Origin of the sequence: Mycolicibacterium chlorophenolicum (assembly GCF_001044235.1) — a bacterium.
GTDB classification, from domain to species: domain Bacteria; phylum Actinomycetota; class Actinomycetes; order Mycobacteriales; family Mycobacteriaceae; genus Mycobacterium; species Mycobacterium chlorophenolicum.
The window spans coordinates 381,692-398,582 of record NZ_JYNL01000020.1; the positions used below are offsets into that span (position 1 = coordinate 381,692).

Genomic DNA, 16,891 nt, shown 5'->3' on the forward strand with positions numbered 1-16,891 from the left:
TAGTCGATCATGTGTTCGATGGATAGAACATGTGATCGAACTGTTGCGAACGCTAACGCAGGCCACCGACAAGTCGACTCGACCGCATGTTCGACCGCGCAGATTCCGACACGCCTCGAACACATGTTTGATTCCGGCGGCGTGCCGCGTTACATTCGGGGCCATGAGCGATGACAGCGACAGCACAGCAGGCCAGGACTCCGTCGCCCGCCGCGACCGCGGAACGACGCTGACCGAACGTCAACGCACCATCCTCGAGGTGATCCGCAGCTCGGTCACCACGCGGGGCTACCCGCCGAGCATCCGGGAGATCGGCGACGCCGTCGGCCTCACGTCGACCTCCTCGGTCGCGCACCAGTTGCGCACGCTGGAGCGCAAAGGCTACCTACGCCGCGATCCGAACCGTCCTCGTGCGGTCGACGTGCGCGGCATCGACGACGCCGCCGCTCCGACCGTGTCCACCGACGTCGCCGCCTCCGACGCGTTGCCCGAGCCCACGTTCGTGCCCGTGCTGGGCCGGATCGCGGCCGGCGGCCCGATCCTGGCCGAAGAGGCCGTCGAGGACGTCTTCCCCCTGCCGCGTGAACTCGTCGGCGAGGGCTCGCTGTTCCTCCTCAAAGTGGTCGGCGAATCCATGATCGACGCGGCCATCTGCGACGGCGACTGGGTGGTCGTCCGCCAGCAGAACGTTGCCGACAACGGGGACATCGTGGCCGCGATGATCGACGGTGAGGCCACCGTGAAGACGTTCAAGCGGACCCGCGGGCAGGTCTGGCTGATGCCGCACAACCCCGCGTTCGATCCGATCCCCGGCAACGACGCCGCCGTGCTCGGCAAGGTCGTGACCGTCATCCGCAAGATCTGACGACCGCCGGCGGCGGACCGGTCATTCGCCGCGGACGAAGCCGTTCGTACGCGCGATCTCCTCGGTGGCGAACCAGATCTGGGCGGGCGCCTCCTCGTAGTCGGCACTGCCGGGAATCCAGTACAGACCCGAGCGGGTGTCGGCCTTGACGGGATAGCCGTCCGGGACCTCGTCGGGATCGTCGAGGGGAAGGTGCAGCGCGGTGCCCATCGGCGCCGGTTCGTCGATGCCGATGCGGGCGTGGCGGCCGGTGTCGGTGACGGCATCGAAAACCGGCAGCGGTACCGGCTCAGGCTCGGGTGCAGACTCGGGCTCGGGTGCAGGCTCCGGTTCCGGTTCCGGCTCGTCTGCCATCAGCGGCTCGCGATCGGCATCGGCAGGCGCAGCGCTGTCCTCGGAAGCCACCTCGGTCGGCGTCGGAACGCGCGTCGGTGCCGTGTCCACGGCGTCGGGGTCCTCCTGCTCGGCGTAGGACGGGACCTCCCCCGCGTCCGCCGATGGCTCCTGCGCTCCCCAGAAGCTCGCCCGGACCGGTTCGTAACCCTCCGACGGACTCGAGGGCGTCGCAGCGACCGTCGACCCCAGCGAGCCGAGCCCCTCCCGCGCGTAGCGGTCGCCGAAGAGAGTGTCCTCCCGGCCGTCGTCGCCTGTCGGGCCGGTGCCGTAGGCCCGGTCGTCGGCGTCGAGGTCGCCGGGCGGCGGCCCGAACAGATCGTCGTCGTCACGGCCGCGGCGCCGGTTGCGCGCCACCGCGAGTGCGACCACACCGAGAACGAGGAGCACGGGCACGATCGCCAGCAGCCACCACCACGTCCAGCGGAACCCCGAGCCCTTGCCGCTGTCGGCGGCCTGCGAGGACTGCGTGGCCTGCGGCGCCTGCTGCCCGGGCACCTCCAGCCCGGCGAGCTGCGAGGCGAGATTGCCCGGTTCGGTGGTGAACTTCTTGGTCGCCGTGTTGTAGGTGAGCGCCCCGCCGCTGAACTTCTGGGTGATGTCGTCGCCGCTCTGGCTCTGATCGGACACGGGTGCGCCGAGCGCGCCGGTGGCTCCGCCGAGTTTCTCCCAAGCCGCGTTCATCGCGCCGCGCACGATCACCGCGCCGTAGTCCGGGGTCCAGAAGATCACGGGCTTGTCCGCGGCGGCGAAGCTGCTCATCCGGCTCGCCGGCGCGACACCGCCGTCCACCTCGCCGGTGATCGGGAACCCGAGGTCGCCTTCGGGACCGCCGACGCTCTCGTATTTGGCCAGCACCTGCCCGGTGACCACATTCGCGCCGGTGTCCGGGCTGTAGAAGATCTTGCCGTTGACGAAGTCCTGGCCCATCCCGTCGGAGCCGATCTTGTAGGGCTCCCCGTCGCTGGCGCCGAGCGGGCCGAGCGGACCGCCCGCGGCGCGGCGCGCAGCGTTGATCGCGACGACCGGGTCCTCGGGGATCGACAGATCGCCCAACTGGTCGGCCAGTTCGGGTGGGTCGGTGGTGAACTTCTTGGTCCGCGAGTCATAGGACACCTGGCCGCCGGTGAACTTCTGACTCACCACCGAGCCGTCGTAGGTCTCGTCCTCGCTGGGTACACCCAGCACAGCCGAGGATCCGCCCAGCTTGTCCCACGCCGCGTTGAGCGGGCCGCGGACCACGTGGGCGCCGGTGTCGGGCGTCCAGAAGATGACCGGGTTGTCCGGCGCGCTGAACGTGCTGTTGCGGCTGCCGGGCGCGCGGCCGTCGCCTTCGTCGATGGTGGGGAAACCCAGATCGCTGTCGGCGGGGCCGCCGAGGGACTCGTACTTCTCCAGGATGGCGCCCTGCATCGCGTGGGCGCCGGTCGCGGGGGTGAAGAACACCTTCCCGGACGCGAAGTTCTGCGCGAAACCCGCTCCGACGGGATAGACGTCGCCGGACTGGGGCCCCAGCGGGCCGGCGTCGCCGCCGGTGGCCTGCCAGGCCGCGGTGATGGCGTTGTTGGCATCGACGTCGGGCTGCGCCGCGGCGACCGGAGAGAGCAGGAGCGCGGTGGCGACCCCCAACAGTCCGATGGCCCATCGACCGGCTGAACGTCGGCGCAGCATCGGCTGCCGGATCATGCATCCTCCCCGCGGTCGGCGACTCGGTCGCTGAAAAGGTTCAGCGAAAATTACCGCGTGCGTTCACTCTGCGTCAGCGGACGACGATTACCAAGGCACCTCGCCGTGCGGGCAGAGAATATGCGCCGTCACCCGAACCACCGCCGCGGCCCTGCAAACTAGACACCGAGGCTGCGCCCGATGATCTCCTTCATGATCTCGGTGGTGCCGCCGTAGATCGTCTGCACCCGGGCGTCGAGGTAGGCCCGGGCCACGTCGTACTCCCGCATGTAGCCGTAGCCGCCGTGCAGCTGCAGGCAGCGGTCGATCAGGTGCACCTGCTTCTCCGTGGAGTACCACTTGGCCATCGCGGCCTGCTCCACGGTCAGCTTCTCGTCCAGGTGCAGCCGGATGAACTCGTCGACCATCAATCGCACCACGGTCGCCTCGGTGGACAGCTCGGCGAGCAGAAAGCGGCTGTTCTGCTGGCTGCCGATCGGCCTGCCGAAGGCCTTGCGCTCCTTGGTGTACTGCAGGGTCCCGTCGAGCACGGCCTCCATCGCCGCCGCCGCCATGATCGCGATGCTGATGCGTTCCTGCGGCAGGTTCTGCATGAGGTAGATGAAGCCCTGCCCCTCCTCGCCGAGGAGGTTCTCGACCGGCACCTTGACATCGGTGAACGACAGCTCGGCGGTGTCCTGGGCGTCGAGGCCGACCTTGTCGAGCTTGCGGCCGCGCTCGAAGCCCTCCATGCCGCGCTCGACCACGAGCAGCGAGAAGCCCAGCGCACCCTTCTCCGGATCGGTCTGCGCCACGACGATCACCAGGTCGGAGAGGATCCCGTTGGTGATGAACGTCTTCGAACCGTTGAGCACGTAGTGGTCGCCGTCGCGGACCGCGCGGGTCTTGATGCCCTGCAGGTCGCTGCCCGTGCCCGGCTCGGTCATCGCGATGGCGCTGATGTACTCGCCGCTGCAGAACTTCGGAAGCCAGCGCTGCTTCTGCTCCTCGGTGGTCAGGCGGATGAAGTACGGCGCGACGACGTCGTTGTGCAGGCTGAAGCCCAGCCCGCTGTAGCGGCCCGCGGTGATCTCCTCGGTGATGACGGTGTTGTAGCGGAAGTCGTCGACCCCGCCGCCGCCGTACTCCTCGGGCACGGCCATGCCGAGGAAGCCCTGCTTGCCGGCCTCCAGCCAGACCTGCCGATCGACGAGCTTGTCGGCCTCCCACTGGTCGTGGAACGGCGCGACGTGGCGGGCGAGGAATTCGCGGAACGATTCGCGGAACATCTCGTGCTCGGGTTCGAACAGCGTGCGCTCGTAGGCGATGACGGACTTGGCAGCAGCGGCAGAAGAGCCCATGGAGATCCTCGCGTCGATGGTCGGCAGGTGTTGCCGCCAAGGTACCCCATCCAACCGGATGGTTGGTCGGGCACACGCGGCAGGACGCCCTAGACTCACCGCCATGGGCACCAGCCTCACCCACTGGGGTGCCTTCACCGCCACCGTCGAGTCCGGCGACATCGCCTCGGTCACCCCGTTCGCCGGGGACGCCGATCCGTCACCCGCACTGGGCAATCTGCCCGGCTCGGTCCGCCACGTCTCGCGGATCACCGGCCCCGCGGTGCGCCGCGGCTGGCTCGACGACGGGCCGGGACCCAGCACGCGCCGCGGCGCCGACGACTTCGTCGCCGTCAGCTGGGAACAGCTCACCGAACTGCTGGCCGGTGAACTGCGCCGGGTCGTCGACCGCCACGGCAACGAGGCGATCTACGGCGGGTCGTACGGCTGGTCGAGTGCGGGCCGCTTCCACCACGCCCAGAGCCAGGTGCACCGATTCCTGAACTGCCTTGGCGGATACACGTTCTCGCGGCACTCCTACAGCCTGGGCGCGACCGGCGTGATCATGCCGCGGGTCGTCGGAACCCACGACGACCTGTTCAAGCGGTCCACCCAGTGGGACGTCATCGTCGAGCACACCGACCTGCTGGTGTGCTTCGGCGGCCTGGCGCTGAAGAACACCGGCGTCAATCACGGCGGCACCACCGCGCACCCGGCACGCGATGCGCTGCACCGCTTCCGCGCCCGCGGCGGGCAGATCGTGTCGTTCTCGCCGCTGCGTGACGACGTCGACGGACCGTGCGACTGGCGCGCCCCGGTGCCCGGCACCGACGTGGCGGTCATGCTCGGCCTGGCGCACGTGCTGGCCACCGAGTCACTGGCCGATCGGGACTTCCTCGCGCGGTACTGCACCGGATACGAGCGTTTCGAGCGCTACCTGCTGGGCACCGACGACGGGGTGCCGAAGTCCCCGCAGTGGGCGGCCGAGCGCAGCGGCCTGGACGCCGACGAGCTGACCGCGCTGGCCCGCCGGATGGCCGCGAACCGGACGATCGTGACGGTCAGCTGGTCGTTGCAGCGCACCAGGTTCGGCGAGCAGGCGCCGTGGATGGGACTGACGCTCGCCGCGATGCTCGGCCAGATCGGCCTCCCCGGCGGCGGCTTCGGCCACGGCTACGGCTCGATGAACGAGCCGGGCCTACCGCCGCTGCGCTGCGCGCTGCCCCGCCTGCCCCAGGGCCTCAACCCGGTCGGATCCTTCATTCCGGTGGCGGCGATCAGCGACATGCTGCTCCATCCGGGAGAAGCGTTCGACTACAACGGGTTACGACTCACCTATCCGGACATCAAGCTGGTCTACTGGGCGGGCGGCAACCCGTTCCACCACCACCAGAACATCCCGCGGTTGCGGCGGGCGCTGGGCCGGCCGGACACCGTCGTGGTGCACGACCCGTACTGGACGCCGATGGCCCGGCACGCCGACATCGCGATACCGTCGACCACCTTCGCCGAACGCGACGACTTCTCGGGCTCCCGCAACGATCCGCTGCTGATGGCGATGCCGAGGCTGACCGAGCCCTACGCGCAATCCCGCGACGACTACGACACGTTCGCTGCGCTGGCGCGCGAGCTCGGCGTCGAGGAGGCCTTCACCGAAGGCCGCACCTCACACGAATGGCTGCGCCATCTCTATGAAACCTGGTGGCAGACACTGGATTTCGATGTCCCGACGTTCGAGGAGTTCTGGCGGACCGGCTCCGTGCGGCTGCCGGTCGAGGACGGCCTGACCCTGCTCGCCGACTTCCGGGCGGATCCGCAGACCCACCGGCTCGGCACCCGCAGCGGTCTGATCGAGATCTTCAATGACGACATCGACAGGTTCGGCTACGCCGACTGCGCGGGCCACCCGCGCTGGTTCGAGCCGACCGACTGGCTGGGCGGCGCGCGGGCACAGCGGTACCCGCTGCACCTGGTGGCGAATCAGCCGGCCGCCCGGCTGCACAGTCAGCTCGACGGCGGCGCAGCCAGCCAGAAATCGAAAGTGGCGGGCCGGGAACCGATTCGGATACATCCCGCCGACGCGCAGGCAAGGGGCCTGAGCGCCGGCGACGTGGTGCGGGTGTTCAACGACCGCGGCGCCTGCCTGGCCGGGGTGATCGTCGACGCCGGTGTGCGCCCCCGGGTCGTGCAGCTCTCGACCGGGGCCTGGTACGACCCGGCCGATCCGGCCGACCCCGATGCCCTGTGCGTGCACGGCAACCCGAACGTGCTGACCGACGACGTCGGCACCTCGTCGCTGGCCCGCGGCTGCAGCGGGGCACACGCCCTCGTCGAAGTCGAGAAGTACACCGCGACGCCGCCTCCGGTGCGCGCGCATCAGCCGCCGCGGATCGTCAGGAGGTAGCGAACTCGGCCAAGCCGGCCGCCAGGGCGACCGGCACCCGCGCCGTGATCCGGGTGCCGCGCTCGGTGTGTTCGGTGGCGTCCACCCGGCCTTCGGAGTGCACCCGCGCGACCAGATCACCGCGGTCGTAGGGAATCGTCACGTCGACGCCGGTGTCGGTGGGCACCACGAGTTCGGCCATCCGACTGCGCAGCCGGTCCAGCCCGTCGCCGGTGTGCGCGGACACGAACACCGCACCGGGCAGCGCCCGTCGCAGCGTGGCCAGCGTCAGCCCGCTCGCCGCATCGGTCTTGTTCACCACCAGCAGTTCGGTGGGCGGGGTGATGCCGTACTCGGCGACCACGTCGTTGATCACCTGCCGGACCGCGTTGATCTGCGCCAGCGGGTTCACGTCGGATCCGTCGACCACGTGCACCAGCAGGTCCGCGTCGACGACCTCTTCCAGTGTCGAGCGGAAGGCCTCCACCAACTGAGTGGGCAGGTGCCGCACGAACCCGACGGTGTCGGTCAGCACGAACTGCCGACCGTCGTCGAATTGCCCACGGCGCGTGGTGGGTTCGAGCGTGGCGAACAACGCGTTCTCGACCAGCACACCCGCCCCGGTGAGCGCGTTGAGCAGACTCGACTTGCCGGCGTTGGTGTAGCCGACGATCGCGACCGACGGCGTCTCGCTGCGCTTGCGCCCACTGCGCTGGGTGTCGCGGATCTTCTTCATGTCCTTGATGTCCCGACGCAGCTTGGACATCCGTTCCCGGATCCGGCGCCGATCGGTCTCGATCTTGGTCTCGCCGGGTCCGCGGGTACCCACGCCGCCGCCGGCGCCGCCCGCGCGGCCACCGGCCTGCCGGGACATCGACTCGCCCCAGCCGCGCAGCCGGGGCAGCATGTACTCCATCTGGGCCAGCGACACCTGGGCCTTGCCCTCGCGGCTGGTGGCGTGCTGGGCGAAGATGTCGAGGATCAGCGCGGTCCGGTCGATCACCTTGACCTTGACGACCTTCTCCAGCGCGTTGAGCTGCGCGGGGCTGAGCTCACCGTCGCAGATCACGGTGTCGGCGCCGGTGGCCAGCACGACCTCGCGCAGTTCGGCGGCTTTGCCGGAGCCGATGTAGGTGGCCGGGTCGGGCTTGTCGCGGCGCTGGATCACGCCCTCGAGCACCTCGGAGCCGGCGGTCTCGGCGAGCGCGGCCAGTTCGGCCAGGCTCGCGTCGGCGTCGGCCGCCGTGCCCTCGGTCCAGACCCCCACCAGCACGACGCGCTCGAGGCGCAGCTGGCGGTACTCGACCTCGGAGACGTCGGCCAGTTCGGTGGACAGCCCCGCGACGCGGCGCAGCGCCGCGCGGTCTTCGAGCGCGAGTTCGCCCGCGCTGGGGTTGTCGTTGAGGAATTCGGGATACGTCATAGGCGAACCAAGGTTCGCACGGAGATCACTGTTCATGCACCTCGTTTAACGTGCGCACGCTGCCCACCATTCCTCGGAGAGTTCGCCCGCGGCCACCAGAACCGACGGTCCGCGCAGGTAGCTGGTGGCGTCGGTGATCGTCACGACGACCTCGCCACCGGGGATGCGCACGGTCAGCGCACCGGTGGCCGCACCCTGGTGGGCCAGCGCGGCGACGGCCGCCGCGACGGTTCCGGTGCCGCAGGACCGGGTCTCCCCCACGCCGCGCTCGTGCACCCGCATCGACACCGCGCCGTCGGCGGGGGCGGTGAGGACCTCGACGTTCACCCCGTCGGGGAACTGCGCGGCGTCGAACGCGACCGGCGCCGCGACGTCGAGGGCCGCCAGCGCCCCGGTGCTCAGCGCAGGATCGACGCAGGCCAGGTGCGGGTTGCCGACGTCGACGGCCAGGCCGGTGAACGGGTGCCCGCCCACGGTCGCCGCGCCGGATCCGGTCACGTTGGCCTTGCCCATCTCGACGGTCACGTCGGCGCGCACCGCGTCGGCGGCGTGCAGCACCACCGGCCGCGGTCCCGCCAGCGAGCCGACCACGAACTCGGTGCGGGTTTCCAGCCCGCTGGCGCGCAGGTAGTGCGCGAACACCCGCACGCCGTTGCCGCACATCTGCGCGAGGGAACCGTCGGCGTTGCGGTAGTCCATGTACCAGTCGTCGTCGGCCAGGCCCTCGGGCAGCCGGTCGAACACGCCGGCGGCCCGGGCCGCGCCGGCAGTGGTGACCCGCAGCACCCCGTCAGCGCCCAGGCCCCGCCTGCGGTCGCACAGCGCGGCAACCGCGGCCGGCGCCAGCGCCAGCCCGGCGTCCAGGTCGGGCAGCACGACGAAGTCGTTCTGCGTCCCGTGCCCTTTGGCGAACCTCACGAGGTCAGGATACGTCGCGCCAGATCCCCAAGGCCGTTTCGGCGTTTCCGGCTGCGCCACCGTCGAGCCAGGTGATGCGGTGGTCGCGGCGGAACCAGGACCTCTGCCGACGCACGTACCGGCGGGTGCCCAGGAAGGTGGGCTCGCGCGCCGCGCTGCCGTCCCCACCGGCGTCCAGGTCGGCCAGCACCTGCGCGTAGCCCAGCGCGCGCGCCGCGGTGACGCCGTCGCGCAGGCCGCGGGCCTGCAGGGCGATGACCTCGTCGACCAGTCCGGCGTCGAACATGGTGTCGGTCCGGCGGGCCAGCCGCTGGTCGAGAACCTCGGTGGGCCAGTCCAATCCGATGATCGCGGTGTTCCAGCGGGGCGCTCCGATGGTCGGCGCCGACGCGGCGAACGGCCGGCCGGTCAGTTCGACGACCTCCAGTGCCCGCACGATGCGCCGGCCGTCGGTGGGCAGGATCGACGCCGCCGCGGCCGGGTCCACCCCCGCGAGTTCGCGGTGCAGTGCGGCGACCCCGACCTCGGCCAGCCGCGCCTCCCAGCGCGCCCGGACCGCCGGATCGGTGGCGGGAAACGACCATGCGTCGAGCAGCGACTGGATGTAGAGCATCGATCCGCCGACGATGACGGGCACCGCCCCGCGCGCCGCGATCGCCTCGACATCGGCGGTCGCGGCCTGCTGGTAGCGGGCGACCGTCGCGGTCTCGGTGACGTCGAGGACGTCGAGTTGGTGGTGCGGGATTCCGCGCCGCTCGGCGACGGTGAGCTTCGCGGTGCCGATGTCCATGCCGCGGTAGAGCTGCATCGCGTCGGCGTTCACCACCTCGGCGGGCTGGTCCAGCAGGTCGGCGACGGCCAGCGCGAGCTCCGACTTGCCCGTTCCGGTCGGCCCGATGATGGCCAGCGGCCGCACCGCTGTCACGGTGTCCAGAGGCCGACGAAGTAGCCGACGCCGTAGGGCGCGCCGCGGTGGCGTTCCTCGGCCGTGCGCGGCGCCGGTTCGGCCAGCCCGGCCAGCACCTGGTAGGCGACCCGGCCGACGATCCCGTCGGGCAGCCCGGCCAGGTCGGCGACGTGCCCGGCGGCGAGCGCGCCGTCGAGCGCGGCCTGCACGGGCACCGAATCCGGGTCGTGACCGCCCGGGGCCGCCGCGGTCAGCGTGTTGGCGCCGTCGGCGACGACGAGCACCCCCACGGCTTCGTCGGTGCCGTCGAGTTCGGCGCGCAGGGCCCGCCCGGCGGTCAGCGCGGCCTGCGCCGGCGTGCCTGCGCCGAAGGCACGCACCTCGGCGACGGCCTCGGGGCGCGCGAGTCCGCGCAGCCACCCGGTGATCAGCGCGCACAGCGGGAGCGCGGTCGGCGCGCCCTCGGCGGTGCCGGACAGCCGGACCGGCACGTCGACGCCGTAGCCGGCGAAGGTGCCGACGGCGCCGGGCCCACTGACGCCGTCGGTCGCCGCGACGCCGACGGCCACCCAGCGCGGCGGAAGCGCGCCGGCGACGGCGATCGCGGCGGCCCGCAGATCGGCTGTCTCCGCGGCCGCGGCGCCGGCCAGCTCGGGCACCATCACGGGCGCCGACGGGACGATCGCGATGGCGCTCAGCACGCCACCAACCTAGTCACAGCGACTCAGGCGGGTTCGCGGGTGGCGGCTTCGCCGCGGGCCAGTGCCGCGGTGGCGACCACCATCACGGCCACGGCGGCGACCAGCGCAAAGACCCCTGTCTCCCCGGGCCGCAGCGTCTCCCCGAGCACGGCCACGCCCAGGGCGCTGGCGACGACCGGTTCGACGACCGTCATCGTCGGCAGCGAGGCCGTCAGCGCACCCGACCGGAACGACGCCTGTTGCATCGCGGTGCCCGCGATCGCCACCGCCGCCCAGACGTACAGCTCGGGGGTGCTCAGCAGCGCGACGATGCCCGCCCAGCTCGTCACGTCCAGCCGGTCCACCACCGCCTTGGTCAGCACCGCGAACAGCCCCCACAGCCCGCCGGAGACCACGGCCAGCAGCACCGCGCTGACCGGGGGCGAGGCCATCTGGGCCCCGAGCAGACACAGCGCCAGCACCGGGCCGAGCACGGCGGCCACCCACAGCCAGGTGTGCAGCGATGCCCGCGACGCGCCGGCGGTCGGATCGCCGACCGTCACGATGACCGCGACGGCCGCGGCCAGCAGCGCCGCCCACAGCCACTGCCAGCGGGTCACCCGCCGACCCGCCAGCCGAGCGCTGATCGGCAGGGCGAACAGCAGCGATGTCACCAGCAGCGCCTGCACCAGCAGCACCGACCCCAGTCCCAGCGCTGCGGCCTGCAGCGCGAACCCGATCGCCGCGACGCCGCTGCCCAGCCACCACCGGCCGTCGCGCAACAACCGGCCGAACAGCTCGAGATGGCCGACGGGTTCATCGGTCACCTCGTGCGCGGACCGCTGATGGATGACGTCGCCGACGGCGATGAAGAACGCCGCGGCCAGCGCCAGCACCGCGGCGATGTCGGCCTTCGCCATCGGCCAGCTCCTCCCCCGTCCGGACGGTTTTCGCACCGAGCCTAGAGATCACCGGCGCCAAGGCGTGGGCGCAGCGCCGGGCAACCTGTTTGAATAGCGGTCGGAGCTTGTGAGGCGCCGCGCTGCGCGGCACGGTGCGCGGAGACCGCGCGGAGGACATGAGGTAACTGACATGACGATCACCGAACCCGGCGGATCCTCCGAGGCCGGGCAGCAGGAACCGGATCCCACGCCGTCGCCGGCGCCGACTCCCGGTCCGTCCTCCGCCCGCCCGAAACCGGGGCCGGCGCGCCCCGGCCCGCGCCCGGCGCCGCCGGTGGCCGCGGCGGCGGTCGCAGCGGTGCCGTCCAGCGATCCGCACCGGTTCGGTCGCGTCGACCCGGACGGCACGGTGTGGTTGATCACCGCGGCGGGCGAACGCACGATCGGTTCGTGGCAGGCCGGCGACGCCGAGGCCGCCTACGTGCATTTCGGCCGCCGCTTCGATGACCTGCAGACCGAGGTGGTGCTGCTCGAACGCCGGTTGGCGTCGGGATCGGGCGACGCCCGCAAGATCCGGTCGGCCGCCTCGGCGCTGGCCGAGAGCCTGCCTGAGGCGCACGTGCTCGGCGACGTGGACGCGCTGGCAGCCCGGCTCGCGGCGATCGTCGAGCAGGCCGAGGGCGCCTCGCAGGAGGAGAAGGCCAAACGCGAGGAGTTCCGGGCGCAGCAGACGGCCCGCAAGGAGGCGCTGGCCGCGGAGGCGGAGGAACTGGCCGCCACCGCGTCGCAGTGGAAGGCCGCGGGCGACCGGCTGCGGGCGATCCTCGACGAGTGGAAGACGATCAGCGGTGTCGACCGCAAGACCGACGACGCGCTGTGGAAGCGGTACTCGGCGGCGCGCGAGACGTTCAACCGGCGCCGCGGCTCGCATTTCGCCGAGCTCGACCGCGAACGCGCCGGCGCCCGGCAGGCCAAGGAGGCGCTGTGCGTGCGCGCCGAGGAGCTGTGCGATTCGACCGACTGGGGTGCCACCTCGGCGGTCTTCCGCGACCTGCTCGGCGAGTGGAAGGCCGCGGGCCGGGCCGCCAAGGACGTCGACGACGCGCTGTGGCAGCGGTTCAAGAGCGCCCAGGACCGGTTCTTCTCCGCCCGTAACGCCGCGACCGCGGAGCGGGACGCCGAGTTCCGCGCGAACGCCGACGCGAAAGAGGCCCTGCTGGTCGAGGCGGAACGGCTCGATCCCGCTGACCGTGACGCGTCGCGGGCGGCGTTGCGCGCGATCGGCGACAAGTGGGACGCGATCGGCAAGGTGCCGCGGGAGCGCGCCGCCGAGCTGGAGCGGCGGATGCGCGCGGTGGAGAAGAAGATCCGCGACGCGCCGACCGGCGGGGTGGACCCCGAGGCGCAGGCCCGCGCCGACCAGTTCCGGGAACGCGCCGAACAGTTCGAACGCCAGGCGGAGAAGGCCGAGGCGGCGGGCCGCACGAAGGACGCCGAGCAGGCACGCGCGAACGCAGAACAGTGGCGTCAGTGGGCCGAGGCGGCCGCGGACGCGCTGGGCAGGAAGCGTTAGCGGCTAGGACGCGGGCGGCTCGTCGTCGCCGAAGCGGTCGAGCAGTCCCTTGCGGTCACGCTCGGCGGTAAGCCGTCGGCGGTGTTCCTCGGTGGCCAGTTGCAGCGCGCTTCGGGCGGCGACCACGCGGGCCCAGTGATAGGCCAGCAGGATCATCGCGAACCACGCGATGAGCAGCCCGATCCCGGGGCCGGGGTACTGCGAGGCGGCGGTCTGGCGCGACCACACCGCGAGCAACCCCAGGAACGACGCGACGGTCGATCCGGCCAGCGCGATCCAGGCCAGCGCCCACCGCCGGGTCAGCAGCGCCAGGATGGAGAAGCCGCCGCCGAAGACCAGGGCCAGCCAGGCGAACACCCGATGCGGCAGCGCGATGCCGCTGGCGTGCGCGGCGTCGGAGCCGACCAGCACGTCGAGCCCGCGGGCGTCGCCGGCGTGCGGCAGCACCAGCGTGGTCAGCAGCGCGAACACGAAGATCGCGATGGCCAGCGCGCGGGGGCCGGGATCGATCTCGCGGGCGATGCGGCGTTCGGCGGCTTCGATGTCCTCCCGGAGGTAATCGAAGTCGTCGTCGCGGCGGGGTTCCTCGCTCATCGGGCACACCCGCCGGTCGGCTGCACCGGGGCGGGGACGCCGATCGACGGCATGCCGAGGCCGACGCCGGTGCGGGGCCGCTGTCCGGCCGCGTGCGCGTCGCCGGCGCGGGTGGTGCGGTGCGTGATCGGCCCGGTGTCGGCGATCAGGTGGTGCGGCGCGGCTCCGGTCACGGTGGTCACGACGACGTCGCCGGGCCGGATCCGGTCCGCGTTCGGGCCGGGGGCGAAGTGCACAAGCCTGCCGTCGCGGGCGCGGCCGGACATCCGGGCCGTGGCGGCGTCCTTGCGCCCCTCGCCGGTGGCGACCAGCACCTCGACCGTCCGACCGACCTGCGCGACGTTCTCCTCCAGCGAGATTCTCTCCTGCAGCTCGATCAGCCGCTGATAGCGTTGCGACACAACTTCTTTCGGGATCTGACCGGGCAGTTCCGCGGCGGGTGTGCCGGGGCGCTTGCTGTACTGGAAGGTGAACGCGCTGGCGAAGCGCGCGGCCGCCACGACGTCGAGGGTGGCCTGGAAGTCCTCCTCGGTCTCCCCCGGGAACCCGACGATCAGATCGGTGGTGATCGCGGCGTGCGGAAGGGCGGCGCGCACGCGGTCGATGATGCCGAGGTACCTGTCCGCCCGGTAGGAGCGCCGCATCGCGCGCAGGATGCGGTCCGAACCCGACTGCAGCGGCATGTGCAGGGTCGGGCACACGTTGGGGGTCTCGGCCATGGCGTCGATGACGTCGTCGGTGAACTCCGCCGGGTGCGGCGAGGTGAAGCGCACCCGCTCGAGTCCGTCGATCCGCCCGCACGCGCGCAGCAACTTCGCGAACGCGCCGCGGTCACGGGGCTGGTCCGGGTCGGCGAAGGAGACCCCATAGGCGTTGACGTTCTGACCGAGCAGCGTGATCTCGAGCACGCCCTGGTCGACCAGGGACTGCACCTCGGCCAGCACGTCACCGGGCCTGCGGTCCACCTCCTTGCCGCGCAGCGACGGCACGATACAGAACGTGCAGGTGTTGTTGCATCCGACCGAGACGGAAACCCAAGCCGCATAAGCCGATTCGCGACTCGCAGGCAGGGCGGAGGGGAATTCCTGCAGCGCTTCGGCGATCTCGACCTGGGCGACGCGGTTGTGCCGGGCCCGGTCCAGCAGGGCGGGCAGCGAGCCGATGTTGTGCGTGCCGAACACGACGTCGACCCATGGAGCCTTGGTCAGCACGGTGTCGCGGTCCTTCTGCGCCAGGCATCCGCCGACGGCGATCTGCATGGCCGGGTCGGCCTGTTTGCGCGGCGCGAGATGGCTGAGGTTGCCGTAGAGCTTGTTGTCGGCGTTCTCGCGCACCGCGCAGGTGTTGAACACCACGATGTCGGCGTCGGTTCCCTCGTCGGCCCGCCGGTAACCGGCCTCCTCGAGCAGGCCGGCGAGCCGCTCGGAGTCGTGCACGTTCATCTGGCAGCCGTACGTGCGGACCTGGAAGGTGCGCGCAGCCGACCCGGTCACCGCCGAGTCGTCGGGCCTGCTCACCACCGAAGTCACGGCCACCATCCTACGGCGGGGCGCGACGGCCCCCGCACCGGCGAGTACCCGGCGGATTGCCGAGTTCGGAGCATGCTGGGCGTTCCCTGGGTAAGGTCAGCACCCATGGAGAGCCCCAGGGAGTCCCCTGACGTGCCGATGATCTCGATGAAGGCGGTCAACAAGCACTTCGGCTCCCTGCACGTGCTGCAGGACATCGACCTCGAGGTCGGCAAGGGACAGGTCATCGTCGTCATCGGGCCGTCCGGTTCGGGCAAATCGACGTTGTGCCGCACCATCAATCGGCTCGAGACCATCGATTCGGGAACGATCGCGATCGACGGTCAGACGCTGCCCGCGGAGGGCCGCAAACTCGCGCAACTGCGCAGCGACGTCGGCATGGTGTTCCAGTCGTTCAACCTGTTCGCGCACAAGACGATCGTCGAGAACGTGATGCTGGCCCCGATGAAGGTGCGCAAGAAGAACAAGGGCGAGGCGCACGCGGCGGCGATGAAGCTGCTCGAGCGGGTGGGGGTGGCCAACCAGGCCGACAAGTACCCCGCCCAGTTGTCGGGTGGTCAGCAGCAGCGCGTGGCGATCGCACGGTCCCTGGCGATGAGCCCGAAGGTGATGCTGTTCGACGAACCCACCAGCGCGCTGGACCCGGAGATGATCAACGAGGTCCTCTCGGTGATGACCGACCTCGCCGCCGAGGGCATGACGATGCTGGTGGTCACCCACGAGATGGGCTTCGCGCGCCGGGCCGCCAACCGCGTGGTGTTCATGGCCGACGGTGCGATCGTCGAGGATGCCGAACCCGCCCAGTTCTTCGACCACCCGACCTCGGACCGCGCCAAAGACTTCCTCGGCAAGATCCTTCATCACTGACCCTCGAAAGGACCCTCACATCATGCGTCTTTCCTCGCGCGCCGCTGCCGCGCTCGCCCTGGCTGTCGCCCTCCCCTTCGCCGCGACCGCCTGCGGGGGTGGCGACAGCGGGGGAAGCGGCGGCGGTGGCGGCGGTGACACCATCACCATCGGCACCAAGTTCGATCAGCCCGGCCTCGGGATGAAGAATCCCGACGGCACGATGAGCGGCTTCGATGTCGACGTGGCCACCTATGTCGCCAAGGAGCTGGGCTACGCGCCCGACAAGATCGAGTGGAAGGAATCGCCGTCGGCGCAGCGCGAGAACCTGATCCAGAACGATCAGGTCACCTTCATCGCCGCGACCTATTCGATCACCGACGCCCGCAAGGAGAAGGTCTCCTTCGCCGGCCCGTACCTGATCACCGGCCAGAGCCTGCTGGTCCGGTCGGACAACAACGACATCACCGGCAAGGCCTCGCTGGAGAACAAGATCCTGTGCTCGGTGTCGGGCTCCACACCGGCGCAGAAGATCAAGGACGAGTACCCCAAGGTCCAGCTGCAGCAATACGACACCTACTCGGCGTGCGTCGAGGCGCTCAAGAACGGTGCGGTGGACGCCGTCACCACCGACGAGGTCATCCTCGCCGGCTACGCCGCGCAGAGCCCCGGCGCGTTCAAGATCGTCGGCGAGCCGTTCTCCGAGGAGCGCTACGGCATCGGCCTGAAGAAAGACGACACCGAGCTGCAGACCAAGATCAACGACGCGCTGAAGAAGATGGAGGACAGCGGCGCCTGGAAGGCCGCGTTCGACAAGAACCTCGGCCCGGCCGGTATCACCGCGCCCGCGCCGCCGCCGCTCGACAAGTAGTC

At 71.0% G+C, this 16,891-nt stretch carries 14 protein-coding genes; 5 read left to right on the forward strand and 9 right to left on the reverse strand.

Annotation, left to right across the window (positions count from 1 at the left end; all coding sequences use genetic code 11):
- Window positions 1-163 precede the first annotated feature (163 nt).
- Window positions 164-865, forward strand: a complete 702-nt coding sequence (gene lexA / locus MCHLDSM_RS09865; RefSeq protein WP_048469894.1) for a transcriptional repressor LexA — start codon at window positions 164-166, stop codon at window positions 863-865.
- A 21-nt stretch (window positions 866-886) separates the two neighbouring features.
- Here lexA and MCHLDSM_RS09870 read toward each other — a convergent pair whose 3' ends face one another.
- Both MCHLDSM_RS09870 and MCHLDSM_RS09875 read right to left on the reverse strand, forming a co-directional pair.
- On the reverse strand, window positions 887-2,944 hold the full coding sequence (locus MCHLDSM_RS09870) for an LGFP repeat-containing protein (protein ID WP_048469895.1): 2,058 nt from the start codon (window positions 2,942-2,944) through the stop codon (window positions 887-889).
- A gap of 158 nt (window positions 2,945-3,102) precedes the next feature.
- On the reverse strand, window positions 3,103-4,284 hold the full coding sequence (locus MCHLDSM_RS09875) for an acyl-CoA dehydrogenase family protein (protein ID WP_048469896.1): 1,182 nt from the start codon (window positions 4,282-4,284) through the stop codon (window positions 3,103-3,105).
- A gap of 103 nt (window positions 4,285-4,387) precedes the next feature.
- Between MCHLDSM_RS09875 and MCHLDSM_RS09880 the strand changes: the two genes are divergently transcribed.
- A complete protein-coding gene (locus MCHLDSM_RS09880; protein WP_234713942.1) occupies window positions 4,388-6,667 on the forward strand; it encodes a molybdopterin-dependent oxidoreductase in 2,280 nt (759 codons plus the stop codon).
- Here the strand turns inward: MCHLDSM_RS09880 and hflX are convergent.
- Genes hflX through MCHLDSM_RS09905 form a run of 5 tightly spaced genes read right to left on the reverse strand, consistent with a single transcriptional unit; the run spans window position 6,657 to window position 11,494 of the window.
- Complete coding sequence (gene hflX, locus MCHLDSM_RS09885) at window positions 6,657-8,069, reverse strand: GTPase HflX (protein WP_109788777.1); 1,413 nt, start codon at window positions 8,067-8,069, stop codon at window positions 6,657-6,659. The genes MCHLDSM_RS09880 and hflX overlap by 11 nt on opposite strands.
- A gap of 45 nt (window positions 8,070-8,114) precedes the next feature.
- On the reverse strand, window positions 8,115-8,987 hold the full coding sequence (gene dapF, locus MCHLDSM_RS09890; protein WP_048469899.1) for a diaminopimelate epimerase: 873 nt from the start codon (window positions 8,985-8,987) through the stop codon (window positions 8,115-8,117).
- 4 nt (window positions 8,988-8,991) lie between these two features.
- Window positions 8,992-9,903 carry a tRNA (adenosine(37)-N6)-dimethylallyltransferase MiaA gene (gene miaA / locus MCHLDSM_RS09895; RefSeq protein WP_048470266.1) on the reverse strand — a complete coding sequence of 304 codons (912 nt, stop codon included), beginning with the start codon at window positions 9,901-9,903 and terminating at the stop codon, window positions 8,992-8,994.
- A gap of 5 nt (window positions 9,904-9,908) precedes the next feature.
- Window positions 9,909-10,595 carry a class III extradiol ring-cleavage dioxygenase family protein gene (locus tag MCHLDSM_RS09900; protein WP_048469900.1) on the reverse strand — a complete coding sequence of 229 codons (687 nt, stop codon included), beginning with the start codon at window positions 10,593-10,595 and terminating at the stop codon, window positions 9,909-9,911.
- A gap of 23 nt (window positions 10,596-10,618) precedes the next feature.
- The gene (locus tag MCHLDSM_RS09905) at window positions 10,619-11,494 is read right to left on the reverse strand and encodes a DMT family transporter (RefSeq protein WP_048469901.1); all 876 of its coding nucleotides are present in this window, start codon (window positions 11,492-11,494) and stop codon (window positions 10,619-10,621) included.
- A gap of 172 nt (window positions 11,495-11,666) precedes the next feature.
- On the opposite strand from MCHLDSM_RS09905, the gene MCHLDSM_RS09910 reads away from it, so the two are divergent.
- Window positions 11,667-13,049 (forward strand): DUF349 domain-containing protein, encoded by a 1,383-nt coding sequence (locus MCHLDSM_RS09910; protein WP_048469902.1) that lies wholly within the window; start codon window positions 11,667-11,669, stop codon window positions 13,047-13,049.
- Window positions 13,050-13,052: 3 nt separating this feature from the next.
- Here the strand turns inward: MCHLDSM_RS09910 and MCHLDSM_RS09915 are convergent, their stop codons facing one another.
- Window positions 13,053-13,643, reverse strand: a complete 591-nt coding sequence (locus MCHLDSM_RS09915; protein WP_048469903.1) for an Rv2732c family membrane protein — start codon at window positions 13,641-13,643, stop codon at window positions 13,053-13,055.
- Window positions 13,640-15,181: a tRNA (N6-isopentenyl adenosine(37)-C2)-methylthiotransferase MiaB gene (miaB, locus tag MCHLDSM_RS09920; RefSeq protein WP_109788778.1), complete on the reverse strand. Its 1,542-nt coding sequence runs from the start codon at window positions 15,179-15,181 to the stop codon at window positions 13,640-13,642. Before miaB ends, MCHLDSM_RS09915 begins: the two co-directional genes overlap by 4 nt.
- A gap of 129 nt (window positions 15,182-15,310) precedes the next feature.
- On the opposite strand from miaB, the gene MCHLDSM_RS09925 reads away from it, so the two are divergent.
- A complete protein-coding gene (locus MCHLDSM_RS09925; RefSeq protein ID WP_082168835.1) occupies window positions 15,311-16,039 on the forward strand; it encodes an amino acid ABC transporter ATP-binding protein in 729 nt (242 codons plus the stop codon).
- 22 nt (window positions 16,040-16,061) lie between these two features.
- Window positions 16,062-16,889: a glutamate ABC transporter substrate-binding protein gene (locus MCHLDSM_RS09930; protein WP_048469905.1), complete on the forward strand. Its 828-nt coding sequence runs from the start codon at window positions 16,062-16,064 to the stop codon at window positions 16,887-16,889.
- Window positions 16,890-16,891 lie beyond the last annotated feature (2 nt).